Origin of the sequence: Pseudodesulfovibrio karagichevae (assembly GCF_041414475.1) — a bacterium.
GTDB classification, from domain to species: Bacteria; Desulfobacterota; Desulfovibrionia; order Desulfovibrionales; family Desulfovibrionaceae; genus Pseudodesulfovibrio; species Pseudodesulfovibrio karagichevae.
Genome location: NZ_JBGLYH010000009.1, coordinates 64,849 through 89,138, shown reverse-complemented (window position 1 = coordinate 89,138; position 24,290 = coordinate 64,849). Strand labels below are relative to the sequence as shown.

Here is a 24,290-nt window from a genome sequence, read left to right as displayed (position 1 = left end):
GAAACCCTTTGTAAAGGGCTTTCCCTTCCCCCTTCCCCCGGACCCCCATCCCCCTTCCCTTCCTAAACTTTTTGCGCCGCCTTCGGCGGAGTCCGGACCGGTTACGGGGGGTCTGGTTTTGTATTCGGACGGTGTCGGAAACACCGTAGTATCATTCCATTTTTCTTGCGGTTGACGCCCTCGCTTGATAGCGTCGGACTACACTTGTCAAGAGCGCCGCATATGTCAAGCATACATATATATTGGGACGAATCGCACTTCTGGGGGCTACTGGCCGCCCGGGCACTGACCGCCTGGGGCGTGCCCCACCGGCTGGTGCGCGGCTCAGAAATAGCCGAAGGCGCGCTCTCTGGCAAGTTCGGCGAGGTCCCGGCTGCGCTGCTCGTGCCCGGCGGCCGGGCCAAGGGCAAGGCCGACCGTCTGGGCGAACAAGGCATGGACGCGGTCCGCGAATACGTGCGCACCGGCGGCACCTATCTCGGTTTCTGCGGCGGGGCCGGGATGGCCCTTTCCGGCCCCTACGGGTTGGGGCTCTCGCCCTGGTCGCGCAAGGGCTACCGCAACCGCCTGCACCACTTTCTCTCGGGCCACGTTCACGCCCGGCTGGACACGGCCAGCGAGCTGGTCCCGGACGGCATGGACGAGGCCCTGCTCCCGGTCTGGTGGCCGGGCCGGTTCGACCCTGCGGACCCGTCGGTCCGGGTGCTGGCCCGCTACGGCAAGCCCGGCCCGGACTTCTGGGTGGCGGACCTCAACCTGGCCACCCTGCCCAAGGGGACCATGGCCGACTGGGAGGCCCTGTACGGCGTGAACCTGAATCCGGACTTCATGGAGGGTACGCCCGCCGTGGCCGCCAACGAGTTCGGGCAGGGGCGCGTCATCCTGAGTTACGCCCACCTGGAGACGCCCGCCTCAGCCCAGGCCAACCGCTGGCTCGCGCACATCCTCGGCCAGGTGCTCCACGAGCCCGAATCCGCCGTGGCCGCGCGCGGCCCGGTCCCGGCCTGGGACGTGGCCGCCCGCAAGATCGTCTGGGAGGACGCGGTGCTCATCCGCGCCCGCCGGATCATGGAGGAGATCATCCGCACCGGGTCCGAACATTTCCTGCTCTTCTGGCGCAACCCCTGGCTGCTGGGCTGGCGGCGCGGCATCCCCGGCGCGGGCGTGAACACCCTGTACTCGCTCATCTGCGAATCCCTGGCCGCCGAACCGAACGACGCGGCGCTGAATTTCTGGGAGGAGCACCGCGACCGCTTCCGGGTGCTCATGGACCTGCTCGGCAACGGGCTGACCGGCTACCTCCTGGCCGAGCGGCTGGCCATGACCGTGTTCCACTCGGACTCGGGCGCGGTCTCCAAGGAGGGCCTCCGGGAACAGCGCCGGGCCCTGTTCGGCCTGCCCCCGGAGCCGGGCGGCATATACGCCGACTTGGCCGCCATGCTCGAAGAGCTCTACTGGCGGCTGTCACCTCCGCGAAATACATAGAGATTCCCGTATTGCCGTTTTTCCCGCCGATTGCCAGGTGACTGGCCGATGTGATATATGTAACAAAAGGTGTGGTCCTGACCGAAACGGATCGGCCGGGCTCCCTTTATTCCATTCATCATGCAAAAGCGGTGCGCCATGACGGATGAAGAAAGCCTGAAAACGTGTCCCGAAGCGGTCTTCCGCTTCGCCATGTCCGAAGACGGCATGAAGCTGGGCGTGAACCGGTACTTCCCGCCCAACGGCGGGGCGGAGCCGAGCGTGGCCCTGCTCAAGGCCCAGGTGGCCGCCTGCGGGGTCCGGTTGCCCGTGGACGAGGACGCCGCCAGGCGCATCGTCGAGGCGGTCAAGACCGGGGGCGAGTTCCGGGGCATCACCCTGGTCCGGGGCATCCCGCCCCGCGAGCCCAGGGAGGCCACCCTGGCTCCCCTGGGGGACCTCCAGTTTCCCGTGTTCCCGGAAGACCGGTTCCTGCGCTTCCGCCCGGAAACCAAGGCCAGCGTCGGCGAATCCATCGACGGGCGCGCGATCCAGCCCAGCGGCACCTTCACGCCCAAGCCCGTCAAGGTCGAGATAGGCGAAAACGTGGCCTGGGACGCGTCCGCCGAGGCATACTACTCCCAGGTCTGGGGCATGGCCCACATCCACGACAACGTGGTCTCCGTGACCCCGGTGGCCCACATCACCCACGACGAGGTCGAGGTCGTGGGCACCATCTACCACAAGGATTTTCTGGGCCGGCCCATCACCCCGGCGCGCATCGAAAAGGAACTGCGCGACATGGGCGTGCTCATCCCCGTGGACCTGGAGGCGCTGGCCGCCAAGCTCAGGCAGGCGGCGGACATGAACATGCCCCTGCCCAACCAGGTCCTGGTCAAGGGCGCGCATCCGGTGCCGGGCCGCGACGGCTGGCTGGAGTCCCTGGTGGCCACCCGCGAGGAGACCGGCACCGAGGACGCTGCGGGCCGCCTGGATTTCCGCAACCGGGGCGTCTACCCCATGGTCCACACCGGGCAGATCATCGCCAGGCTCCACCCGCCCACCGCTGGCGAGGGCGGCATCGACATCTACGGCAAGACCATCCCGCCCCACGCAGGCCGGGAGCTCAAGATACACCTGGGCGAGAACGTCTTGCTCCAGAACGACGGCGTGACCTATTCCTCCAAGGCGCAAGGCGTGGCGGTCATGGAGCAGAACACCCTGTCCGTGACCCAGTGCCTGGTGGTCCAGGGCAACGTGGACCTCAACTCGGGCAATGTGAAGGTCGAGCACGGCTCGATCAAGGTCCTGGGCTCGATCCAGGCCGGGTTCTCGGTCTCGGCCCCGCAGCACGTCCTGGTGGAGGGGTCCATCGAGAGCGCCACGGTCTATGCGGGCGGCCTGGTGGAGGTCAAGGGCGGCATCCTCATGCCCGACGGCGGCGAGATCGTCAGCGACGGCCGGGTCATCGCCAACTACGCCGTGGGCGCGCGCATCCGGGCCAAGCACGACGTGGTCATCGCCAACGAAATCCAGAATTCGGTCATCCGCACGGGCGGCAGGCTCATCGCCCTGTCCGGCAAGGGCACGGTCCAGGGCGGCGTGATCCTGGCCCGCCGGGGCATCGAGGTCAACGAGCTCGGCTCCGAGCTGGGCGTGGCCACGACCGTGGGCATCATCGTCGAGGAGGCCGAGGACGAGAAGCTGCGCGAGGAACGCAGCCGGGTGGTCCAGGCCATCAAGAAGATCGAGGCCACCCTGGGCACCGAACCGCCCGAGGTGCTCCTGGCGCGCACCCCGGAGTCCAAGCGCCCGGCCCTGTTCGAGGTCATCAAGCACCGCGAGGCGCTGGTCCTGCGGCGCGAATCCCTGAGCGGGAAGATCCACCGGCTGCTGCTGCGCCACCAGGAGGAGATGCAGGGCGTGACCGTGAAGGTGAAGAAATTCGTCCACCCCGGCACCATGATCACCTTCGGCAAGCACAGGAAAAAGGTCGAAAAGCGCCTCGAGGCCTCGACCTTCTACTGGGACGTGGAAAAGCGCGACATCGCCTTGCGCTAGTACTCCACCCGGATCAGGGTCAGCCCCTGGGGCGGCACCGTGGCCGGGGCCAGGGTCCGGTCGCCGGAATCCAGAATGGCCCGCACCTCGCCGACCGAAAGTTTCCCCCGCCCGCAGGCCACCAGACAACCCACCAGGTTGCGGACCATCTGCTTGAGGAACCCGTCCGCCGTGAACCGCCAGACCGATTCGTGCGCGGTCAGTCCGTCGTGGCGCGAGATATCGGTGACGGTCCGCACCGTGGACCCCACATCCGTGCCCACGTTCTGAAAGGCCGCGAAGTCGTGCTCGCCCATGAGCACCCCGGCGGCCGCCTCCATGCGCGCGAAGTCCACCGGGCCGCAGTTCCAGACGAAGCGGCGGCGCTGGGGCAGGCAGAACTCCCGCTCGTGCCACAGGCAGTATTCGTAGGTCTTGGCTTTGGCCCCGTACCGGGCATGGAAGTCGCCGGATACCGGCGAGGCGTCGAGCACGCGCACGTCGCGCGGCAGGATGGCGTTCAAGCTGCGTTGCCACGGGAATTCGGGGCGGTCGTCCGGGGTATCGAAATGGACCACCTGGCCCAGGGCGTGGACCCCGGAGTCGGTACGGCCGGAGCCGTGCACGCGGACCTCGCTCCCCAGGATGGTCAAAAGCGCCCGCTCCAGCTCGCCCTGCACGGTGCGGTCGGCGGGCTGCACCTGCCAGCCGCAAAATTCGGTCCCCTCGTAGGCCACGGTCAGTCGAATGCGCGTCATGGGCCTTGCTATACGTGAACCGGCCCCGCAGTTCAATGAAAGCAAAACACCACCCCGCGCCGAAGGCGCAAAATGGGATGCAAGGGTGCGAACCCTATCGCTGCCGTCGCCATCTCCAAGCCTTGGAGGCTCGCCTGGAGCTGGCGCTGCCCGCCGACAAATCCGCAGGACAGCGGATTTGGACGCCGGTCTTCCCGGCGCCCCGAAGGGGTGAGCCCCAGGACGGGGCGAATCAAGGCGAAGTCACCCGTCAACCGCCGCGAAGCGGCCTTCCCTACCTGATTTACATCCACCCCGACAAAAAAGCGGACGGCCCGAAGACCGCCCGCTTGTGGGATTCGTTGTCGCGTCCGGCCTATTGGCCGAAGGGAATCTGCAGCTTGGTCAGCTCTTCGGAAAGCTTGGCCGCCTTCTTGGACTCCACGAAGGAGAGGATTTCGCCCGCCTGTCTGCCGCGCATGCCGGACAGGACCTTGACGGCCAGGACGTCGTCCATGGACTGCAGGATTTCGGCGGCCTTCTTGGCCTTGGTGTTGGAGAGCATGTCGACAAGCTGCTTGACGCGCTGGTCCTTGACCTGCTTGGCCTCGTCGAGCATGGACTTGATCTCGTCGTGGAGCTTCTGGACCTTGACGGCCTCGGCCTTGATGGACGCCTCCATCTCCTTGAGGGTCCGCTCCTTGATGGCCAGCTCCTCCTCTTTCTTCTTCAGGGCCTTCCATTCGGCGGGCATGTCCGCCTCGGTCCGGGCCTTGGCCGCGGCCTGGTCCTTGGCCGCCTCCTGTTTGGCCGCCTGGTTGGCTGCGGAGTTGGCCTTGTCGGCGATGGGCGTGGTGGAGGCCGCGTTGGTCTGGGCCTCGGCTGTCTGGCCGGAGAGCACGTCGGGCAGCACCGTCTGGACCGCCTTGAGCGTCAGGGAATCGACGCTCAACAGGCCGAACACGGCCAGCTTCAACAGGGCCAGGAAAACGAGGCTGAGCAGAACCTTAGTGATCGTGAGGCTCGAACCGGATCGTTGACATTTCGTCGTTTTCCTTTTCTTCGCGGGCGTTTTCTTGGTCATGGTGCCTCTTGGCTTGCGTTTGCTTGAGCTTCTCCAGAAGCTTCTTGTCCTTGGACCGTTCCACGGCTTCCGTGCGGGATCTTTGCAATTTGAGTTCCAAACTGTTCAGGTTCACCCTGGCTATGGAGATGTCCTGGGACAGGGCGTCCTTGTACTGCCGCCACAGCCACATGTCGTTGGCCGAGGTGCGCGACTCGGCCTCGGCGGCCAGATGCGCCGCGAGCCGGGCCTCGAGCCCGGCCAGCTTCTCGGCCTGGGCGTCGCGGGCCGCCTGGGCACGGGCCAGGGCGCCCTTGGCCTGCTCTTCCAGCTGCTCGCGATAATCGAGCACCTTGTCGAGCTTGAAATGGAACGGTTTGGGCATGACCTGTGTTTGTCCTGACGGAGGGTTGACGCGGCAGGCTAGCCCTCGGCCCCGGCGGGTTTGCCCGCCATGCCGCAGTAGCCGGTGCCCTTTTCGCGGTCCACCCAGCGCCACATCATGCACTGGGCCACCTGGCACATCTTCATCTTGTCGTCGTGGGTCATGAGCAGCGGACAGAACAGGAATTTGGCGTCATCCACGTGAACGAGCATAGGACCTCTCCTTTCGGCAGAATGAAAACGGCGCGCCGATGCTTCGGCGCGCCGTCAATATAGCGTGTATCCGGGCCGCTGGCTAGCTGCCGGGCACGGCCTCGTGCTGAGCCACTTCCACGGCCTCGCCCGCCTGCGGCGCCTGGGCCACGGGCTGCGGGGTGTCGTCGCCCAGGGTGACCAGGGTCTCCATGCCGAGCATGGACTTGAGCTTTTCCAGCGCCAGCACCGAGCGGCGGTCCTTCTCGTCCAGGACCTCGGCATACCCGCCGTCGCGGATGACCTTGGCGTAGTCGCTGTCCTGGAGCTTGGGATCGTCCTTGAAGCGGGCCTCGAAGTTGCGGGCGTATTCCTTGATCAGGCCGTTCATGCGGCTGTCCGGCATGGTCAGGACGCTCTTGAGGCCCTCGGCCATGAACTCGGGGGTCAGGTCCGGGGACTCGACCACCTTGGCGAAGCTGCGCACGTAGCGCAGGGTACCGTCATAGATGTGCGAGCGCTGGACCACGTTCATGCCCGCCCAACCGGCCTTGAGCCACTTGAACAGGAATACCGTGCTGCGCGGCGCGGCCGCGTCCTGCTCCACGAACACCTGGACCGAGCCCGAGGCGTAGGTGAAGGTGTCCATCCAGCCGATCATGCCCCGGTTGAGGCCCTCCTGGCCGGAATAGAAGTAATCCCAACGCGTGTCGTCCAGGATGGCGCCCTTGCGGCCCACCTCGGACTTGCCGTCCTGCTGGGACACGGAGATGAGCACGTTCTTGCCCTGGTACTTGACCAGGATCATCAGCCGGTTCAGGTCGTAGCCGTAGTAGGCCTCGGCAAAGGAATCGGGCGTGGTCTCCTCGTACTCTCGGCCCCGGACGACCACCGGCTTGTCGGCGGTCAGGCCGGGCAGCTCCTCCCACAGCCCCCTGGGCCGGGACAGGAACTCGCTGCCCTTGTGCCAGCCGGACATGCGCAGAACCGCCGGACAGAGCAGATAGTTGGGGATGTCGGGGTTGTAGAAGAACTTGAGGATGCGCGTCAGGTCCGTGGACACGTCGCGGCGCAGGCAGATGGCCCGGCCGCCGAACCGTTTGGCCGGCTCGATGTCCTTGGGGTCCGCGTCCACGTTGACCACGAAGTCGAGCATGGGCTGGATCTCGGCCACGGACAACGGTTTGTCCTTGTCCTCGAGCACGCCGAAAAGATGGGAGATGCCCTTTTCCACGTCCCCGGCCAGGGGCGTAGGCTTGACGGAAAGCTTCACGTCCATGAGCCCCTTGGGCTCCTCCTCGGCCATGGCGGGCATGGCGAACAGGCACAACGCGAGCAACGCAAGCACAAGGGCCCAATTGCCCCGGATTCGGGGCTGTCTTTTATTTTCCATAAGTTTTACGATTGGTTATCTTTCGTTTGCACCCGCCGGACAGCGGGCCATTTTGTTCATCCCTACTCTCTTAGATGTAATAACGTTCACCCTGTTTGGCAAGCCGGACCCCCCGGCCGGATCAATCCTCCGAATTGGTTGGCTTTTTCCTGAAGTCCAACAGTTCCATGCGGGTCACGGCCGTGCCGCCGAACTTGCGCCGGACCTCGTCCACGGCCTTATCCAGTTCGCTGGTGGCCTCCTTGCGGGCCGGGGCCTCCTCGAACAGGGTCACCTGCCGGGCCCGGGCCTCGAAATTGGACACCCCCACCCCGATGAGCCGCACAGACCGGGGCAGCTTCACCTGCTCCAGCAGCCCGCAGGCCGTCTCGTAGATGACCCCGGTGTTGTCCGTGCGCCCGTCCAGGCTCCTGGACCGGGTGATCTGGCTGAAATCCGAATACTTGATCTTCAGGGTCACGGTCCGCCCCTTGTACCCGTGGCGGCGCAGGTCCTCGCCCACCCGCTCGGACTGGGACAGGAGCCACTTCCTGAGCAGGGTCCGGTCCGTGGTGTCCTCACGGAAGGTGTTCTCCGCGCTGCAGCTCTTGGACGCCTCGTGGGGCGTGACCGGCGTGGGGTCGATGCCGCGCGCCCGGTCATAGAGCGCCGAGCCGTACTTGCCCAGCCGCTCCTCCCAATACTCGCCGGGCTTGAGCAGCAGGTCGCCGCAGGTGCGCACGCCCAGCCGCTTGAGCACGTCCAGGAGCTTGGCCCCCACCCCCGGAATCTTGCCCACGGGCAGGGTCCGCAGGAACTCCGCGACCTCCTCGTGGCGGACGATGTACATGCCGTCGGGCTTGTCCAGATCCGAGGCGATCTTGGCCAGAAACCGCACCGGGGCCGCGCCCACCGAACAGGTCAGCCCGGTGACCTCCCGCATGCGCGCCTTGATCCGCCGCCCGACCTCGTCGATGGGCCCGAACAGCCGCTCCAGCCCGGTGCCGTCCAGATACGCCTCGTCCACGCTGGCCTGCTCCACCGTGGGCGAAAACTCCCGGAGCACGCCCATGGCCAGCTGCGAAATCTCCTTGTACCGCCCCATGCGCCCCGGCACCATGATGATCTCCGGGCACAGCTTGCGCGCCTTGACCACGGACATGGCCGAACGTACCCCGTACTTGCGCACCTCGTAGCTGGCCGCCGAGACCACGCTGCGGTCCGACGTCCCGCCCACGGCCACGGGCTTGCCCTTCAACTCCGGGTTGTCCATCTGCTCCACGGACGCGAAAAACGCGTCCATGTCGATATGTAGAATCCAGGTGCGCATCTTTATAATTTTACCCGGTCCCGCCCCGCCCCGCAAGGGGCGGCCTCCGGGATGCACCCGGGATGCCTCCGGCGGCCAGAGGGGGAAACTTTTGAAAAAGTTTCCCCCTCTGGACTCCCCCTTCCAAACTTTTTATCGCCGCTTCGCGGGGCGTGGTCACAAAAAAGCCTCCGCCCCATCTTGGAGTCGAAGGCCCGATCTTTCCCTTGGAGCGATTCGGGGGGCGCAGCCACCCGACAGCGGCTCCCCCCCGCGCTCGCACAAGGCTTTCGAGAGTGGGTCAGCTGTGCATTTTTCGAGGGTCCGCCTGACCGCAGCGTACCCCAGTACGTGAGGATCAGGCGGGCCCTCGAAAAATGTGCAGATGGCCCGCTATCGGAAGCCGCTTAAGGAGCTAGGCGTTCTGGCACGCCTGTACGAACGCTCGCGGGATTTCCGGATTGGACCCGAAATGAAGGTGCACGTAGGACCCCAAGGTGTTCCAGGTAACAAAGCCCTCCGGCGTATCGAGGGGGCCCTTGCGGCCGCTCAATGCATACACCGGATGCAGGTTTTCCAAGGGGTGTTCCTGGATGGAGGAATAGTGGAACTCATGGCCACGGGCCGTGGTCCCTTCCGGGCCGAGGGTGGTGGCCTCGCGGGTGAGGATTTCGCGGTAGCCCAGGGCGCGGAACTTCTCGCCCATCTCGGCGCGCACCGGGTAGACCCCGGCCATGGCGTAGCGGCCCCGGCCGGTGACGATGTCGTTCATGAGCAGCATGAACCCGCCGCATTCGGCGTAGACCGGGCGGCCGGACTCGCAGAACTCCTTGATCTCGCGGCGGATGCGCGTGTTCTGGCCGAGTTCGAAGGCGTAGAGTTCGGGGTAGCCGCCGCCGAGGTACAGGCCGTCCAGGTGCTCGGGCAGGCGGGTGTCGTGCAGGGGCGAGAACTCCACCAGGCGGGCGCCCGCCTCGCGCAGCAGCCGAAGGTTCTCCTCGTAGTAGAAGCAGAAGGCGTTGTCCCGGGCCAGGCCGATGGTCACCTTGGGCAGCCGGGGCACGGGCTCGAACGGGGCCACGGCCTCCACCTCGGGCACGGAGGCCAGGAGCGTGTCCGGGTCCAGCCCGGTCTCCACCCAGTCGGCCAGCCGCTGGTAGCGGGACAGGTCCGGGCCGTCCTGGTCCGGGGTGACCAGGCCGAGGTGGCGCGAGGGGGTGGAGATGTCCTCGTCGCGCCCGAGGCAGCCGAGCACGGGCACGTCGGGCACCAGGGTCATGGCCTCGCGCAGCAGTTCGGCGTGGGCCGGGCTACCCACGCGGTTGAAGATCACCCCGGCGATGGTCACCTCGGGGTCGAAGTCGGCGTAGCCCATGACCAAGGCGGCGGCGGACCGGGCCATGGACCGGGCGTCCACCACCAGGATGACGGGCAGGCCGAGTATCTTGGCCATCTGGGCCGTGGACCCGGCGTCGCCGGTGCCGGAGATGCCGTCGAACAGCCCCATGACCCCTTCGATCACGGCCACGTCGCTGTCCGCCGCGTAGCGGTTGAAAATGTCCAGGTTGGCGGGCTCGCCGAGCATCCAGCCGTCGAGGTTGTGGCTGGGCACGGGGCGGCCGTCACGGGCGCAGGCCAGAGCGTGGTGGCCGGGGTCGATGAAGTCCGGCCCGCACTTGAAGGGCTGGACCCTGATCCCCCGGCGCGACAGGGAGGCCATCAGCCCCAGCGAGATGGAGGTCTTGCCGCACCCGCTGTGCGTCCCGGCGATGACGAATGCCCTGACCGTGCCCATGCGCTCTCCCGGCCTAGACCAGGCCCTTTCTGGTCAGGTATTCCATCATCTTGCGCCCTTCCTCGTGCAGCGGGTCCAGGTCCAGGCACTTGGCCACGGCCTCGGCGCAGGCCGCCCATTCCTGGCGCTCGTACTGGGCGCGGGCCAGGTTGTACCACAGGTTCTCGTCGTCGTTCGACAGTTCCAGGGCGCGGCGGTAGTAGTCCACGGCCTGGCCGAAGAGCTTCTTCTTGCGCAGGGCGATGCCGTACTCGTTGAACAAATGCTTGTGGTCATCGGAAAAGGCGGTGTCCAGGCCGAGGATGCGGTCGAAGACCTTCTTGGCCTTGTCCTCCTCGTCACGGGCCAGGAGGCACAGGCCGATGCCGAAGTTGGCGCGCACGTTCTGCTCGTCCAGGTTCAGGGCGTTGGCGTACTCGTATTCGGCCGTGAAGTTCTCGCCGCGCTTGCGGAACTTGTCGCCCCGGGCCACGGACTTCTGGACCGCGCGCAGGTTGCCGACCACCTCCTTGAAGAGCTGGGGCATGGGCAGGTAGTCGGCCAGCAGCTCGTCCTTGGTGATCGTCTCCACCGGCCCGAAGGGCACGTGCTTGTTGTTCAATCCCTGAAGCTCTATGTTGTCGCCTTCCGTTTCCCTGACGTAATACAGGGCCGTCTGCTTGACCCGCCGGGCCGTGGTGCCCGTGCCGATCTTGGCCATGCGCTCGATGGAAAAGACGCCCTCGATCAATCCTTGTTCACTCATCATTGTCCGCTCGTTCTCGTCCGATGCCTTGGGGGTTGCTGAAAAAGTCGGCCGCGCTCTCCGTGTGACGATACACCGGATCAAGCCCGATAGGAAGCGTTCTACCCGGCGGGCGGCTTCCGCGCCGGAGCCGAGCGCAGGACCAGGTAACCGGCGATGCCCGCGACCACGGACGCACCGAGCACGGCGGTCTTGGCCCCGGCGAGCAGGGCCGGCGCGTGGCCGAAGGCCAGGGTGGCGATGAACAGGGACATGGTGAAGCCGATGCCCCCGAGCAACCCCGCCCCGAGGAAGTGCCGGAGCGTCACGCCGCGCGGGTAGCCCTCGGAGAGCCGGACGATGAACAGGACCATGAGCACGATGCCCACGGGCTTGCCCACGACCAGACCCAGCGCCGTGCCCAGGGCCGCCGGAACGGCCGGGGCCGGGATGCCGCCGGTCAGACTCACGCCCGCATTGGCCAGGGCGAAAACCGGCATGACCACATAGTCCACCAGGGGGTGCAGGCCGTGTTCGAGGCGCTGCAGCGGGGTCTGGGCGCGGGTGGTGATGTGCTGCATGGACAAGAGCGCCGAGTGCATGTCCTGGTTGGTCAGGACCGACTCGTCCGGCCCGGCCGCCTCGCGGTAGTCCTCGAGCAGGCGGCCCGCGTTGACCGAATAGGCCGCGGCGTCGCACCGGGTGCGGGCCGGGATGGCGAAGGCCATGAGCACGCCCGCCACCGTGGAGTGGACCCCGGACTTGAGCACGAAGAACCACAGCAGGCAGCCCGCCAGGGCGTAGAAGACCGGGGTGCGCACGCCCATGCGGTTGGCCGTGAAGGCCAGGGCCAGGCAGACAGCGCCCAGGCCGAGCATGGTGAAGGATATGTCCGCCGTGTAGAACAGGGCGATGACCAGGATGGAGCCGATGTCGTCCACGATGGCCACGGCGGTCAGGAATATCTTGATCTGGTAGGGCACGCGGTCGCCGAGCAGGGCCAGGATGCCCAGGGCGAAGGCGATGTCCGTGGCCATGGGGATGCCCCAGCCCGAGATGGACGGCTCGCCCCGGTTGACCAGGGCGAAGAGGGCCGCGGGCACGACCATGCCGCCGATGGCCGCGGCGATGGGCAGCACGGCCTGGCTGCGCGAGGAGAGCTCGCCCACCAGGAACTCGCGCTTGATCTCCAACCCGACCACGAAGAAGAACAGGGCCATGAGCCCGTCGTTGACCCACAGAATGACCGGCTTGGACAGGGCGGCCGCGCCGAAGCCCACGGTGAATTCGGTCCGCCACAGGGCGTCGTAGGAAGCGGCCCAGGGGGAGTTGGCCCAGACGAGCGCGGCCAGGGCGCTGGCGATGAGCAGGATGCCGCTGGTGGACTTGGAGCGGAAGAACTCCTGGAACGGCATGAGCACCTGTTCGATGGGCTCCACTCCGCAGGCCATGAAATCGCGTATCGCCATGATGTATCTCCGGTTATCCGTCCGCGCTTCAGCCGCGCCGCTGCCCCTCCAGGAGGTGGTCCACCTCGGACACGGTCAGCGGCTTGTAGAAGAAATATCCCTGCACGAAGCGGCACCCTTCCCGCTCCAGGAAGCCGAGCTGGCCCGACGTCTCCACGCCCTCGGCCACGATCTTGAGCCCCATGGATTCGCCCAGCGAGAAGACCGTGCGCACGATGGCCTGGCTGTCCTGGTCCGTGTCCACGGCGACGATGAAGGAGCGGTCCACCTTGACCACGTCGATGGGGAACCGCTGCAGGTAGGACAGGGAGGAGTAGCCCGTGCCGAAGTCATCGATGCAGATATGGATGCCGAGATCCTTGAGCTGCAAAAGGATCTCCTCGGCCACGGAGGGGTTGTCCATGAGGGCGGACTCGGTGATCTCGATGTTCAGGGAGTCGGCGGACAGCCCCGAGTTCTCCAGGGCGCGGCCAATCTGACCGGCCAGCATGGACTGGCCGAAATGCTTGCCCGAAATGTTGATGTTCACGGTCAGGTCGCTGCCCTTGGCCACTCCGGCCATGGTCTGCCAGCGCTTGACCTGGGCGCAGGCCTCCTCCAGGACGAGGTTGTCGATGGCGTAGATCAGGCCGGTGTCCTCGGCCAGCGAGATGAAGTCGCCGGGGCCGATGATGCCGTGCTCGGGGTGGCGCCAGCGGACCAGGGCCTCGAACCCGCAGACCTGCCGGGTGTCCAGCTGGACGATGGGCTGGTAGACCACCTCGAACTCGCGCAGGTCCACGGCGCGCCGCAGGTCGGTCTCCAGCTCCATGAGCTGGAGGGCCTGGTCATGCATCTTGCGGTTGAAGACCTTGAAGCGCGATTTGCCGAGCTCCTTGGCGCGGTACATGGCCGTGTCCGCGTCGCGCAGCAGGGCCTCGGGCCGGTCGTAGCCGTCGGTCTTGAGGACGATGCCCAGGGACGCCGAGGTGAAGACCTCGTTGCCGCCGATGGTGAACGGCTGGCGCACGCCTTCGAGGATGCGCCGGGCGATGGCGATGGCGTCCTTGGGCGCGGAGATCTCTTCCTGTAAAATGGCGAACTCGTCGCCGCCGAACCGGGCGATGGTGTCCACGGACCGGCCGCACTGCTCCAGCACGCGGGCCACCCCGCGCAGGAGCTCGTCGCCCGCGTCATGGCCCAGCGAATCGTTGACCACCTTGAAGCGGTCCAGGTCCATGTACAGGACCGCGAACATGTGCTTGCGCCGCCGCGAGCGCTCCATGGCCATGCGCAGGTGGTCCAGGAACAGGGCGCGGTTGGGCAGGCCGGTGAGCGGGTCGTGGAAGGCCTGGCGCTTGAGCTGGTCCTCGGCCTTCTTGCGCATGGTGATGTCCTCGATGGACCCCTCGAAGCAGACGATGTTGCCGCTCTCGTCCACGATCTTGCGCGCGTTTTCCGCGACCCAGATGATCCGGCCGTCGCGCTTGCGCATCTTGGACACGAAATTCTTGACCTCGTTGCGCTCCTCGATGAGGCGCAGGAACTCCTTGCGCCGGTCGGGGTCCACGTACATCTGGGTGCCGATGTCGTAGACCGAGCTCATCAGGTCCTCGGGCGACTTGTAGCCGAGGATGCGCGCCAGGGCCGGGTTGGTGTCCTGGAACCGGCCCGAGTAGGAGGACTGGTAGATGCCCTCCACCGCGTTCTCGAAGATGGTCCGGTACTTCTTCTCGGCCTTGCGCAGGGCGTCGCCGATGACCTTGCGCTCGGCGATCTCGATCTTGAGCTGGGTGTTGGTGCGCATCAGCTCGCTGGTGCGCTCCTCGACCTTCTGCCGGAGCGCGTCGCGGGCCTCCTTGAGCTCGTGGGTCTTCTGCCGGACCCGGTCCTCCAGGCTGCCGACCAGTTCGGATATCTGGCCGGTCATGGCCTCCATGGCCTTGGCCAGCTGGCCCACCTCGTCGGTGGAGTTGATCTCGGGCACCGTGCCGAAATCCTTGACCGCCACCCGGCCCGCGTACTCGGTCAGCAGGCGGAGCGGCTTGGAGATGTTGACCACGAACAGGAAGACGAGCAGCAGGCTGGCCCCGAAAAGGATGAGCATGACCACCTGCTGTTCGAGCACGGCCTCGTGGATGTTCCGGTCGATGACCGCGTAGTCCATGCCGATGTGCACGTCCCCGGCCAGGCCGGACAGGATGGGGCTGGACACGTGCAGGTAGCGCTTGCCGTCCAGGACCACGTCGCGCAGGAGGTGCTCCTCGCGGTTCTCCACATGGGGGGTTTCGGCCACCAGGCGCATGATCTGATCCGGGATGAACGGCACGAAGGTGTGGGCCAGGACGTTACCGTTCTCGTCGGCCACCAGCACGTAGGAGACCGCGTTGATGGTCAGGTACTGGTCGATGCGGCCCTGGAGCGCGCCCGCATCCTGGCTCAGGATGGTGGCAATGTCGGACTCGGCCACGGACCGGGCCAGGGCCAGGGCCTTGGACTCGTATTCGCGGGTCATCTCGCGCCGGAGCTGGTTGGAAAAGGTCATGGAGGTGACCACCGCGATCATGCCGAAGATCACGACCATGAACAGCAGCGGCTTGACGAACAGCTTGGGGGCCTTCATTTGCGCCACTTCTCCCAGCTGTCGATGGACCGGAAATGGCCGTCCCGCACGGTGGTCAGGTAGACGGCGTCGAGCCCCTGGTGCCGGTCCGGGCCGAAGTGCGCGTCCACCCCGATGCCCAGGTCGAAGTCACGGATGGACTCCAGGACCTCGGGGATGCGCTCCCTGGACGGGGCGTCGCCCATGCGCCGGACCATCTCGCCCAGAAGCCTGCCGTTCAGGAAGCCCTCGAAGCTGACGAAGCTGTAGCGGCGCGGGGAATACGCCTCCCCGCCCGAGGGCACGAGGCCCCCCTCGTAGTTGCCCATGATCTCGCGGTAGAGGCGCACGCCGGGCAGGCCGGTCTCCTCGTAGCTCGGGACCACCTGGGACTGGATCAGGTCGGCGGTGTAGTCCCTGCCCGTGCGCTCGCTTTCGGCCTTGAGCAGGTCGAGCATCTTGTCGCTGTCCGTGAAGGACAGCCCGGCGATGGGCAGGTCGCACCCCGCGTTGCGGGCGTCGCGGATGAAGGCCGCCTGCGAGGCGTAGGTCCCGACCACGATGATGGCGTCCACGCCCGCATCCATGAGGTGTCGGGCCTCCAGGGAGAAGTCCCGGCTGAAGGCGGCCCCACGGTGGTAGGCGGCCTCGGACACGATGTGCCGGCCCTGGGCGGCCAGGGCGCGGCGCACGCCGTCCCAGCCGGTACGGCCGTAGGCGTCGGACTGGTAGAAGACCCCGATGCGGCCACGGCCCACGGCCAGCAGGCGGCTCACCAGGACCCTGGTCTCGTCGAAATAGGAAGCCCGCAGGTTGAAGACGTACTTGCCGAAGGGGTCGTCGCGCAGGGGCTGCGCCCCGGTGAAGGGAAAGAGCATGTATATGTGCCGGTCCTCGAACTTCTGCAACAGGGGGAGGACGTGGGTGGCCGTGGGCGTGCCCACGTAGGCGGCCAGGGCGAAGACGTCGTCCCGGACGATGAAGTTGACCGTGTTCTGGAAGCAGGGGCCGGGGTTGTAGCCGTCGTTGGCGGGCTCCACCCGGATGGTCCGGCCGCCCTCCCCGACACGGGCGTTGTAGTAGTCGAGGTAGGCCATGAGGCCTCGGTAATACTCGATGCCCAGTTCCCCGTTGGCCCCGGTGAAGGCGGCGGACATGCCGAAGACCAGCTCCCGCTCCCCCTGGGCCTTGGCCGAGGTCGGGGCGAGCGGCAGGGCAACGAGCAACGCGAGCAGCACGACGGCAGGCGGTATTATCCTCATTTTATCCACGGTTGAGTCATGCCATTCCTGAAGAGAAAGTGCAACCGCCGCGCGGAGTTCTCCAGCTTGTAAAAGCGGGCCCGGAGCGGGCCGGAGGCGGGGGAAAGAAGCGCGAAAGCCGGGGGAAAAGGGCTAGAAAACGTCGACGAACTCGCAGCACAGCCCGCCGTCGCCGTCCACCCGGACCAGGGCCAGGGAGCCGCTCTCGCCCAGCGATCCGGGATTGACCAACTGGACGCCGTCGACCACGGACCAGTCGCGAGCGTGGGTGTGGCCGTAGCAGACCAGGTCGCACCCCGGACCGAACGCCTGGGCCACCTTGACCGGCACCTGGGAGCGCGGCCCCCAGCCGTGGGTCACGCCCACGGTGAGCGGGCCGACCTGCGCGGTGAGCATGGGCTCCAGCCGCCCGGCCAGCTCCGGGTCCCAGTCGCAGTTGCCGCGCACGCACAGGAAGTTGTCGTGCCGCAGAAAGTAGGACCAGGTCGCCGAGGAGGTGATGTCCCCGCAGTGGATGAGCGCGTCGGACGGGCCGAGCCAGCGGTCATAGACGGCGTCGAGCCAGGAGGGCGGCGTGCCCATATGGGTGTCCGAAATAACGGCGATCTGCATGGTCGGGAAAGGGGAAAAAGCGTGAGCCTATTCGGCAACCTTCTTGGCGCGGTAGCGGATGTAGGCGTCACGGACCGCGGCGTACTTGTCCACCGCGCCGGCGGTCAGGGTCTCGTACTCGTTGCCCTCGAGCTGCAGGGAGAGATCGTTCAGGTTCTTGTAGGCGCGGATGCCCAGGAACTCGAGGAATGTGAACCGGCCGTAGGTCAGCGGGTCGCAGTACGCGTCCGCCACCCAGCCCACGGTGCCCCGGATGGAGCTGGGGCCGATGAACGGCCAGACGAGATAGATGCCGGGGCCGAACCCGGCCTTGCCCAGGGTCTGGTCGAAGCCGTCGGCCGTGGGCCGTTCGGGCTCCCAGTTCCTGGGCATGCCCTCGGTGACGTCGCCCAGGCCGAGTACGCCGAACGAGGTGTTGGCCACGAACTTGGAGGTCTCCATGTAGGCGGCGTCCCACTTGCCGGTCAGCAGGTCGTTGAGGAACCGGACCGGGAAGAGCAGGTTGGTGAAGAAATTGGAGACCCAGGTCCGGGGGCGCGGCGGGACCACCCAGGCGTAGCCCTGGGCCATGGGCCGGAACACGCCCCGGTAGAGGCTGTCGTTGATCTGGAACCAGAACCGGTTCCAGCCGGACAGGGGGTCGCTGACCAGGGGCTGGTCGCTGTACTGGGCGTCGAACTCGTCGAAATCGGAGGCGGAGCCGGAGGTGGTGGAAGGCGCGGCGGCGGGCTCGCCACCGAACTGGGCCACGGTGACGGGTTCGGCCGGGACCTCCGCGGCGAGACAGACCCCCGCCGCTCCAAGCAGAAGCGCGGTGGTCAGCACGATGGTCATCAGGCTAAAGCCCGTTTTGTGTCCCCTCATCACGATGCCGATTCTTCCTCTTTGCCCTGATCGATCTGGTCGATGCGATTCTGGATCGTTTTCAGCAAATCCTCGCCGGTTCCCTTGTTCAGGACCTCGGCGAACTGACTCCGATAATTCATCACCAGGCTCACGCCCTCGGCGACGACATCATAAATCATCCACTGTCCTTGAACGATTTTCAAACGAAATTCAACTACTATTTTTTTGTCTTTGTCAATGATTTCCGTCTGGACCTTTGCGTTGTTGCCTTCGATCTCCTCGCGCGTGTAGGTCACGTCCTGCCCGCCGTAGGCGGGGATGCGCTTCAGATAGGAGCGTTCCAGGAGCTTGACGAAGGCGTCGACGAGCCGTTTGCGCAGGTCCGGGGACATGTCCAGCCAGGGCCGTCCCACGGCGTATTTGGTGACCAGGCCGAAGTCGATGTACTGCTCGGCCACCTCGCGCAGGCGGCTGATGGCCTCGTCGTGATGGGCCGGGTCCTGCATGCCGGGATCGGACAGCATCTTGACGATCCGGTCCACGCCCTCGCGCACGCGGTCGGTGGGAGACTGCGCGGGCACGGCGGCGTACGCGCCGACGGCCATGAGGCAGCTCAGGACAAGGGCCAATGCGATTCTTCTATACGACATACATTTCCTATTCATGGTGAGCCTGTTTTCTATACCGAGCCGAAGGCGAACTTGCTGATCAGGTCCTCAAGGTCCACAGCCGGCAGGGTGTTGAACAGGGTGTCGCCCGGCTTGACCGGATCGCCGACCCCGCCCGGAGCTATCTTCACGTACTTGTCGCCGATCAATCCGTTGGTCTTGATGGCGGCGATGGCGTCGTCGGTAAGCTGCACTTCCTTGAGGAGCATCATGGTGACCGTGGCCACGCCCTTCTTCTGGTCCAGGCCGATTTCGCTCACAAAGCCTATGTCCACGCCGAACATCTGCACCGGGGCGTTGACCTTGAGCCCCGAGATGTCGGTGAAATTCGCCTTGATCTCGTAATACTTGTCCGAAAACAGCTGCACGTTGCCCAGCTTGACGCTCATGTAGACAACGGCCAGCAGCCCCATGATCACGAAGATCCCCACTGCTGTCTCTTTCTTTATTTTGAACATCGCTCGTCCTTCCGGATGGAGATTTTTTCGCCCAGGGCCTTGGTGCAGTCGATTCTCATCATGGCCGGGTCTATGGGCGGCATGGTCAGCCTCGGAGCGTCCCGCTCCTCGGCCTTACGGTCCAGGAACCGCCGCAGATACGGGTCGGTGGTCTTTTCCAGTTCCTCGATGGTCCCCTGGTACAGGCAGCGGCGCTCGCCCAGGATGACCACGAAATCGGCCAGCCCGCGCATGCTCGCCAGGTCGTGGGTGACCACGACCATGGTCATATCGAAGTGGCACATCATTTCCAGCAGGAGCTGGTCCAGCTCGGCCGAGAGCACCGGGTCCAGCCCGGAGGTCGGCTCGTCGCAGAACAGCACCTGCGGGTCCATGACCAGGGCCCGCGCCAGCCCGGCCCGCTTGCGCATGCCGCCGGACAGCTCGTTGGGGAACAGCTCCAGGGCGTGCCCCAGGCCGACCATTTCGAGCCGGTCCTGGACGATGCGCATGATCTCCGGCTCCTTGAGCCGGGTGTGCTCGCGCAGGGGCAGGGCCACGTTGTCCTTGAGCCTCAGCGACCCGAGGAGCGCGCCGTCCTGGAAGAGCACGCCCGTGCGCTGGCGCATGCAGTGCGCCTGCCGGGCCGTCATCCCGCCCAGGTCGTGGCCGCCCATCAGGATGCGCCCGCCCATGGGCGGCTGCAGCCCCAGGATGTGCTTGAGCACGGTGGACTTGCCGGAGCCCGAGCCGCCCACGATCATGGACAGCTTGCCGCCGGGAAATTCTATGTTCAGATCGCTGACCACGGGCGTGTCGCCGTATCCCACGGTCAGGTCCTCCAGTCGTATGCTCGGTGCCGTACTCACGCCTCTCCCCTACCACAACAGCGATGTCAGGATGTAATCCGCCGCCAGGATGACGACGCAGGACTTGACCACCGCGTTGGTGGTGGACTGGCTGACGCCCTCGGGACCGGCATGGCCGGACCGCAGATGGGTGTAATAGCCCTCGAAACAGCAGATGGTGCAGACCAGCACGCCGAAGACGATGGACTTGATGAACCCGCCCTCGATGTCGGCCCAGTCCAGGGAGCTGGACACCCGCGACCAGTACACGCCCGCGTTGGCGCCGAGCAGCTTCACGCCGGTCAGCCAGCCGCCCCACAGGGCGATGAGATTGAAGAACGCGGTCAGCAGCGGAAAGCTGATCAGACAGGCGGCCATCTTCGGGGCCACCAGGTAGCGCATGGGATTGACGTCCATGATGGTCAGGGCGTCGATCTGCTCGGAGATGCGCATGACCCCGATCTCGGCGGTCATGGCCGATCCGGCCCGGCCCGTGAGCATGATCGCGGTCAGCACCGGGGCCAGCTCGCGGACCATGGACAGGGCCACGCCCGTGCCCAGGAAGCCGTCCGCGCCGAACACGGACAGGGCGTAGTAGAGCTGCATGCCCATGACCATGCCGGTGAACAGCCCGATAAGGGCGATGACCGACACGGACTGCACGCCGATGAAATATATCTGGCGGACTATCTTGGGAAACTGCCCCAGACCCGCAAAGACGAGCCGCAGAGAGTCGAGGAGAAAGAGAGTCAGACTCCCGATCTCGTCCACGACCTCGCGGCAAATCCCGCAGGGAAACAGAGGCACGGCTGCCCCGCGTGTTTTCTCCGTCATGTGAATGGCTCCCCGCCCTTGGACGGCGGCTCGCGCCGCCCCCGACAATCGCTTTCCATCAACCGGAGAAGACGGACAGCGCATCATCCAATTTGGCATCTTTACCGAATATAAATATAAACGGCAAGACCGTTAAATTTATTTACCATGGAATCAGGATGGGTTCCCGACCGCCCGGCTTACTCCTTCCCGGACTTGCCGTTCTTGCGCGCCCACCAGTCCCGGTCCGGGCCGAGAAACCACCATTCCTTGTGGTCCGTCTTCATCACGGTTTCGGCCAATTCCCGGCCCCACTGCGTGCGCACGCGCTTGACCGCGTCCCCCAGCCACTGCCCGGCATACTTGTTGCCGAGGTCCAGCTCTTCCTTCAGATTCATGATGAAGTCCAGCTGGTCCGCGTCCTGGGCAAGCTTGGCCTCCAGGGTCTCGGTCTCCTCCAGCTCCTTCCAGTACCCGAGGATCTCCTCGCCCAGGCCCGTGCCCTCGGTGGCGTGTTCGAGCACCCTGGTGCGTTCGGACTTGTTGTAGATGTGGGCCACGTAATTGAAGTCCCCGGTGCGCGCCTCGTGCAGGTCGTGGAACAGGCACATGTACGTGGTCCGGGCCACGTCCGCCCCGGCCATCAGGGCCAAAACATGGCCGATGACCGCCGTGCGGAACGAATGCTCGGCCACGTTCTCCGAGCCCGTGCCCAGAAACTGGTACCCGGTCCTCGGCGTCTTGCGCAGCATCCCGCACTCGTTCAAAAAGTCCACTATGCGGGTCATCCTGCCGCGCGCTTTCATGTCTGCCATGGGGGTGCCTCCGGCGGCCGGGGGAAGGGGAGAGGGAAACCCTTTGAAAAGGGCTTTCCCTCTCCCCTTCCCCCGGACCCCCATCCCCTCTCCCTTCCTAAACTTTTTGGTCCGCCTTCGGCGGAGCGGGATGCGGATGGGGGGTCGGTATATATCTTTATTTAGTTAACTGCGGTAATCCGCGTTGATGGAAATGTATTCGCGGGTCAGGTCGCTCGCCAGGAGCATGGAGGAGCCCGGGCCGTCGCCCACGTTGATGTGGATGACGATGTCCCGCTCCTTCATGATCGGCTTCAGCAGGTCGTCCATGTTGCCCGGCTCCGGGGTGCCGTTGCGGAAGACCAGCACGCCGCCGATCTTGAGGACCAGGTCCTCGGCCTTGAAGTCCGCGCCCGAGTAGCCCGCCGCGCAGATGATCCGGCCCCAGTTGGGGTCCGAGCCGAACAGCGCGGTCTTGACCAGGGGCGAGTTGCCCACGGCCCGGGCGACCTTCTCGGCGTCCAGGTCGTTCTTCGCGCCCGAGACCTCGATGAAGGCCACCTTGGTGCCGCCCTCGGCGTCCATGACGATCTTGTAGGCCAGCTCCTCCAGCACGGAGAGCAGGTGCTTGCGCAGCAGCACGTAGTCGTCCTCGGACTCGATGGCCACGCCCGACTCGCCGTTGGCCAGGGCCATGACGCAGTCGTTGGTGGACATGTCGCCGTCCACGGTCACCCGGTTGATGGTCAGGTTCACGCAGTCGGCCAGCATGGTCTGCCACGCCTCGGCCGAGATGTCCGCGTCGCAGGCCACGAAGCAGAGCATGGTGGCCATCTTCGGCGAGATCATGCCCGCGCCCTTGCACATGCCGAGCAGACGGACCTCGCCGCCCTTGAGCTCGAAGGACGCCTCGGCCAGCTTGTGCACCGTGTCCGTGGTCATGATCGCCCGGGCCGTGTCCTCGGGCCCGGCCGTGGCCAGGCTCTCCTTGAGGGCGGGCATGGCCGCCTCCCACTTGCCCATGTCGAACTGCGCGCCGATGACCCCGGTGGAGGCGGGCAGCAGCTCGTCGGCCGGGACGTCGAGCGCCCTGGCCGCCAGATTCAGGGTCTCGCGGCAGTTGGCGCGGCCCTGGTCGCCGGTGCAGGCGTTGGCCTGGCCGGAGTTGGCCAGGAAGCCGGACATCTTCCGGCCGTCGGCCAGCATCTCCTGGCACTGGAGCACGGGCGCGGCCTTGAACTTGTTGGTCGTGAACACCCCGGCGGCCACGGCCGGAGTCCGGCTGACAATGGCCCCCAGGTCGAGTTTGCCGGGCTTCTTGAACGACGCCGCGACCGCGGCGAAGCTGTATCCAACGGGTATTTTCATCGGGTTCTCCGGATGCTGTTTTCGAATCGACCACAGCCATAACGCAGAGTCGGCCCGCTGAAAAGAGGGAAATGGTTGCCTCGGGCGGCGCACGGGCGTATGGCAGTCGTCATGGACCCGCTCACCCTCGCGCTGATATTCTTCACGTTCTTCTTCGCCGCCTTTCTCAAGGGTACGGCCGGTCTCGGGTTCGCCACCACCTGCCTGGGCATCATGGCCGCCTACCTGGACATGCGCGTGGCCATCCCCCTGGTGATCATTCCGTCGCTGCTCTCCAATGCCCTGGTCATGATCGACGCGGGCGGCTTCCTGCCCATCCTGCGCCGCTTCAAGTTCATGTTCCTGGCCGCCCTGCCCGGCCTGGGGCTGGGCCTGTGGCTGCTGGGCGGCAGCTCCTCGGCCATGCCCCGCCTGGTCCTGGGCGCGGCCATGATCCTCTACGGCGGGGGCGGGCTGTGGGGCGGCACCCTGCGCCTGACCCAGCGGCCGCTCCTGGACTGCGCCGTGGGCCTGATCACCGGCGCGGTCAACGGCCTGACCGGCTCGCAGATCATGCCCATCCTGCCCTATCTCATGGCCCTGCCTATCTCAAAAGACGAACTCGTCCAGGCCATCAACACCTCCTTCACCCTGTCCTCGATCATCATGCTCGTGGGCCTGAACAAGCTAGGGCTGGTCTCCCTGGAGGTGGTCGTGGTCTCCCTCGCCGGGCTGATTCCCGTGTTCCTGGGCATATATGTCGGCGGCAAGGTCCGGCGCAGGCTGCCCGAGGCCACCTTCCGCAAGATCGTCTTCGCCCTCATCGGGCTCCTCGGCGTCGGGCTGGTCGTCCGCGCCTTTCTCTAGTCCTTGCCTTCCGGCCCGGAACCGGCCTATTCTGGTTTCAAATCGGATATCCAAGGAGCTCCCATGCGCACCACGTCCCTTCGCCTGATCGCGGCCATCCTGGCCGTGGCCGTCCTCAGCCTGCCCGCCCTGGCCGGGCGCAAGCTCAACGTGTCGAGCGGACAGACCGTGTACGTGCCCATATACTCCCACATCTACCAGGGCCCCAAGGGCAAACCGTACAACCTGTCCGCCCTTCTCTCCATCCGCAACGTGGACCAGAAGCGGACCATCACCGTGACCTCGGTGAAGTACTACGACAACCACGGCACCCTGGTGAAGGACCACTTCGCCGCCCCGGTGTCCATCCCGCCCATGGGCACCCGCGAGGTCTACGTGTCCGAGCGCGACCAGTCCGGCGGGTCCGGGGCCAACTTCACGGTCCGGTGGCAGGCCGAAGGCGGCGCCGCCGTGCCCGTCATCCAGGCGGTCATGATCGGGACCGCCTCCGGGCAGGGCATCTCGTTCGTCTGCGACGGCGTGGCCATCGAAGAGAACTGACGCCCGGCGGCCCTGAGTCGCCCGCCCGCAATCCACGCGCAATCCGCATCCCGCCCGCACGGCTCCGCCCCGAACCGGGGAAGGGAACGGTGCGACCCGGCCCGCGAGCCGTCGTGAGAACAAGAC

Annotated in this window: 23 protein-coding genes; 4 read left to right on the top strand and 19 right to left on the bottom strand. The window is 66.0% G+C overall.

Features of this window, described 5'->3' with window-relative positions:
• The first annotated feature begins 222 nt into the window (after positions 1-222).
• Entirely contained in the window at positions 223-1,485 is a 1,263-nt protein-coding gene (locus AB6M95_RS05345; RefSeq protein ID WP_371385706.1) for a BPL-N domain-containing protein, read from the top strand.
• A gap of 138 nt (positions 1,486-1,623) precedes the next feature.
• Entirely contained in the window at positions 1,624-3,525 is a 1,902-nt protein-coding gene (locus AB6M95_RS05340) for a flagellar assembly protein A (RefSeq protein ID WP_371385705.1), read from the top strand.
• On the opposite strand, the gene truA is transcribed toward AB6M95_RS05340, so the two are convergent.
• The 19 genes from truA to argJ all read right to left on the bottom strand — a co-directional run bounded on the left by truA (position 3,522) and on the right by argJ (position 22,778).
• On the bottom strand, positions 3,522-4,262 hold the full coding sequence (gene truA / locus AB6M95_RS05335) for a tRNA pseudouridine(38-40) synthase TruA (RefSeq protein WP_371385704.1): 741 nt from the start codon (positions 4,260-4,262) through the stop codon (positions 3,522-3,524). The two genes, AB6M95_RS05340 and truA, sit on opposite strands and share 4 nt — an antisense overlap.
• A gap of 355 nt (positions 4,263-4,617) precedes the next feature.
• Positions 4,618-5,325 carry a MotE family protein gene (locus tag AB6M95_RS05330; protein ID WP_371385703.1) on the bottom strand — a complete coding sequence of 236 codons (708 nt, stop codon included), beginning with the start codon at positions 5,323-5,325 and terminating at the stop codon, positions 4,618-4,620.
• Positions 5,249-5,689, bottom strand: coding sequence for a flagellar export protein FliJ (gene fliJ / locus AB6M95_RS05325; RefSeq protein WP_371385702.1), 441 nt, complete (start codon positions 5,687-5,689; stop codon positions 5,249-5,251). The genes AB6M95_RS05330 and fliJ overlap by 77 nt, the downstream gene beginning before the upstream one ends.
• Positions 5,690-5,727: 38 nt before the next feature.
• The gene (locus AB6M95_RS05320; RefSeq protein ID WP_371385701.1) at positions 5,728-5,901 is read right to left on the bottom strand and encodes a hypothetical protein; all 174 of its coding nucleotides are present in this window, start codon (positions 5,899-5,901) and stop codon (positions 5,728-5,730) included.
• Positions 5,902-5,983: 82 nt separating this feature from the next.
• Positions 5,984-7,228, bottom strand: a complete 1,245-nt coding sequence (locus AB6M95_RS05315) for a hypothetical protein (RefSeq protein WP_371385700.1) — start codon at positions 7,226-7,228, stop codon at positions 5,984-5,986.
• A 166-nt stretch (positions 7,229-7,394) separates the two neighbouring features.
• A complete protein-coding gene (gene dinB / locus AB6M95_RS05310; protein WP_371385699.1) occupies positions 7,395-8,582 on the bottom strand; it encodes a DNA polymerase IV in 1,188 nt (395 codons plus the stop codon).
• Positions 8,583-8,976: 394 nt separating this feature from the next.
• The gene (locus AB6M95_RS05305; protein WP_371385698.1) at positions 8,977-10,356 is read right to left on the bottom strand and encodes a cobyrinic acid a,c-diamide synthase CobB; all 1,380 of its coding nucleotides are present in this window, start codon (positions 10,354-10,356) and stop codon (positions 8,977-8,979) included.
• A gap of 13 nt (positions 10,357-10,369) precedes the next feature.
• Positions 10,370-11,104 (bottom strand): hypothetical protein, encoded by a 735-nt coding sequence (locus AB6M95_RS05300; RefSeq protein ID WP_371385697.1) that lies wholly within the window; start codon positions 11,102-11,104, stop codon positions 10,370-10,372.
• A gap of 98 nt (positions 11,105-11,202) precedes the next feature.
• On the bottom strand, positions 11,203-12,549 hold the full coding sequence (gene nhaA, locus AB6M95_RS05295; RefSeq protein ID WP_371385696.1) for a Na+/H+ antiporter NhaA: 1,347 nt from the start codon (positions 12,547-12,549) through the stop codon (positions 11,203-11,205).
• A gap of 28 nt (positions 12,550-12,577) precedes the next feature.
• Positions 12,578-15,151 (bottom strand): EAL domain-containing protein, encoded by a 2,574-nt coding sequence (locus AB6M95_RS05290; RefSeq protein WP_371385695.1) that lies wholly within the window; start codon positions 15,149-15,151, stop codon positions 12,578-12,580.
• A complete protein-coding gene (locus AB6M95_RS05285) occupies positions 15,148-16,392 on the bottom strand; it encodes an ABC transporter substrate-binding protein (protein WP_371385694.1) in 1,245 nt (414 codons plus the stop codon). Before AB6M95_RS05285 ends, AB6M95_RS05290 begins: the two co-directional genes overlap by 4 nt.
• A gap of 132 nt (positions 16,393-16,524) precedes the next feature.
• Positions 16,525-17,004, bottom strand: a complete 480-nt coding sequence (locus tag AB6M95_RS05280; protein ID WP_371385693.1) for a metallophosphoesterase family protein — start codon at positions 17,002-17,004, stop codon at positions 16,525-16,527.
• A gap of 27 nt (positions 17,005-17,031) precedes the next feature.
• A complete protein-coding gene (locus AB6M95_RS05275) occupies positions 17,032-17,868 on the bottom strand; it encodes an MlaA family lipoprotein (protein ID WP_371385692.1) in 837 nt (278 codons plus the stop codon).
• Positions 17,868-18,500, bottom strand: coding sequence for a Tgt2/MlaC family protein (locus AB6M95_RS05270; RefSeq protein ID WP_371385691.1), 633 nt, complete (start codon positions 18,498-18,500; stop codon positions 17,868-17,870). Before AB6M95_RS05270 ends, AB6M95_RS05275 begins: the two co-directional genes overlap by 1 nt.
• Before the next feature lie 29 nt (positions 18,501-18,529).
• The gene (gene mlaD / locus AB6M95_RS05265) at positions 18,530-18,976 is read right to left on the bottom strand and encodes an outer membrane lipid asymmetry maintenance protein MlaD (protein WP_371385690.1); all 447 of its coding nucleotides are present in this window, start codon (positions 18,974-18,976) and stop codon (positions 18,530-18,532) included.
• A complete protein-coding gene (locus AB6M95_RS05260) occupies positions 18,964-19,824 on the bottom strand; it encodes an ABC transporter ATP-binding protein (RefSeq protein ID WP_371385689.1) in 861 nt (286 codons plus the stop codon). Before AB6M95_RS05260 ends, mlaD begins: the two co-directional genes overlap by 13 nt.
• 9 nt (positions 19,825-19,833) lie before the next feature.
• Positions 19,834-20,637: an MlaE family ABC transporter permease gene (locus tag AB6M95_RS05255; RefSeq protein ID WP_371385688.1), complete on the bottom strand. Its 804-nt coding sequence runs from the start codon at positions 20,635-20,637 to the stop codon at positions 19,834-19,836.
• Positions 20,638-20,816: 179 nt separating this feature from the next.
• Complete coding sequence (locus AB6M95_RS05250; protein ID WP_371385687.1) at positions 20,817-21,431, bottom strand: HD domain-containing protein; 615 nt, start codon at positions 21,429-21,431, stop codon at positions 20,817-20,819.
• Between the two features lie 165 nt (positions 21,432-21,596).
• Positions 21,597-22,778 (bottom strand): bifunctional glutamate N-acetyltransferase/amino-acid acetyltransferase ArgJ, encoded by a 1,182-nt coding sequence (gene argJ / locus AB6M95_RS05245; RefSeq protein WP_371385686.1) that lies wholly within the window; start codon positions 22,776-22,778, stop codon positions 21,597-21,599.
• A 99-nt stretch (positions 22,779-22,877) separates the two neighbouring features.
• Here argJ and AB6M95_RS05240 point away from each other — a divergent pair, with 99 nt between their 5' ends.
• Positions 22,878-23,624, top strand: a complete 747-nt coding sequence (locus AB6M95_RS05240; RefSeq protein WP_371385685.1) for a sulfite exporter TauE/SafE family protein — start codon at positions 22,878-22,880, stop codon at positions 23,622-23,624.
• 63 nt (positions 23,625-23,687) lie between these two features.
• Positions 23,688-24,164: a DUF3124 domain-containing protein gene (locus AB6M95_RS05235; protein WP_371385684.1), complete on the top strand. Its 477-nt coding sequence runs from the start codon at positions 23,688-23,690 to the stop codon at positions 24,162-24,164.
• Positions 24,165-24,290 lie beyond the last annotated feature (126 nt).

Bases quoted from the DNA above. Each gene is read 5' to 3' on its own strand.
- AB6M95_RS05345 (WP_371385706.1), top strand. From the start codon at position 223: ATGTCAAGCATACATATATATTGGGACGAATCGCACTTCTGGGGGCTA.
- AB6M95_RS05340 (WP_371385705.1), top strand. From the start codon at position 1,624: ATGACGGATGAAGAAAGCCTGAAAACGTGTCCCGAAGCGGTCTTCCGC.
- truA (WP_371385704.1), bottom strand. From the start codon at position 4,262: ATGACGCGCATTCGACTGACCGTGGCCTACGAGGGGACCGAATTTTGC.
- AB6M95_RS05330 (WP_371385703.1), bottom strand. From the start codon at position 5,325: ATGACCAAGAAAACGCCCGCGAAGAAAAGGAAAACGACGAAATGTCAA.
- fliJ (WP_371385702.1), bottom strand. From the start codon at position 5,689: ATGCCCAAACCGTTCCATTTCAAGCTCGACAAGGTGCTCGATTATCGC.
- AB6M95_RS05320 (WP_371385701.1), bottom strand. From the start codon at position 5,901: ATGCTCGTTCACGTGGATGACGCCAAATTCCTGTTCTGTCCGCTGCTC.
- dinB (WP_371385699.1), bottom strand. From the start codon at position 8,582: ATGCGCACCTGGATTCTACATATCGACATGGACGCGTTTTTCGCGTCC.
- AB6M95_RS05305 (WP_371385698.1), bottom strand. From the start codon at position 10,356: ATGGGCACGGTCAGGGCATTCGTCATCGCCGGGACGCACAGCGGGTGC.
- AB6M95_RS05300 (WP_371385697.1), bottom strand. From the start codon at position 11,104: ATGATGAGTGAACAAGGATTGATCGAGGGCGTCTTTTCCATCGAGCGC.
- nhaA (WP_371385696.1), bottom strand. From the start codon at position 12,549: ATGGCGATACGCGATTTCATGGCCTGCGGAGTGGAGCCCATCGAACAG.
- AB6M95_RS05290 (WP_371385695.1), bottom strand. From the start codon at position 15,151: ATGAAGGCCCCCAAGCTGTTCGTCAAGCCGCTGCTGTTCATGGTCGTG.
- AB6M95_RS05285 (WP_371385694.1), bottom strand. From the start codon at position 16,392: ATGAGGATAATACCGCCTGCCGTCGTGCTGCTCGCGTTGCTCGTTGCC.
- AB6M95_RS05280 (WP_371385693.1), bottom strand. From the start codon at position 17,004: ATGCAGATCGCCGTTATTTCGGACACCCATATGGGCACGCCGCCCTCC.
- AB6M95_RS05275 (WP_371385692.1), bottom strand. From the start codon at position 17,868: ATGAGGGGACACAAAACGGGCTTTAGCCTGATGACCATCGTGCTGACC.
- AB6M95_RS05270 (WP_371385691.1), bottom strand. From the start codon at position 18,500: ATGTCGTATAGAAGAATCGCATTGGCCCTTGTCCTGAGCTGCCTCATG.
- mlaD (WP_371385690.1), bottom strand. From the start codon at position 18,976: ATGTTCAAAATAAAGAAAGAGACAGCAGTGGGGATCTTCGTGATCATG.
- AB6M95_RS05255 (WP_371385688.1), bottom strand. From the start codon at position 20,637: ATGACGGAGAAAACACGCGGGGCAGCCGTGCCTCTGTTTCCCTGCGGG.
- AB6M95_RS05250 (WP_371385687.1), bottom strand. From the start codon at position 21,431: ATGGCAGACATGAAAGCGCGCGGCAGGATGACCCGCATAGTGGACTTT.
- argJ (WP_371385686.1), bottom strand. From the start codon at position 22,778: ATGAAAATACCCGTTGGATACAGCTTCGCCGCGGTCGCGGCGTCGTTC.
- AB6M95_RS05240 (WP_371385685.1), top strand. From the start codon at position 22,878: ATGGCAGTCGTCATGGACCCGCTCACCCTCGCGCTGATATTCTTCACG.
- AB6M95_RS05235 (WP_371385684.1), top strand. From the start codon at position 23,688: ATGCGCACCACGTCCCTTCGCCTGATCGCGGCCATCCTGGCCGTGGCC.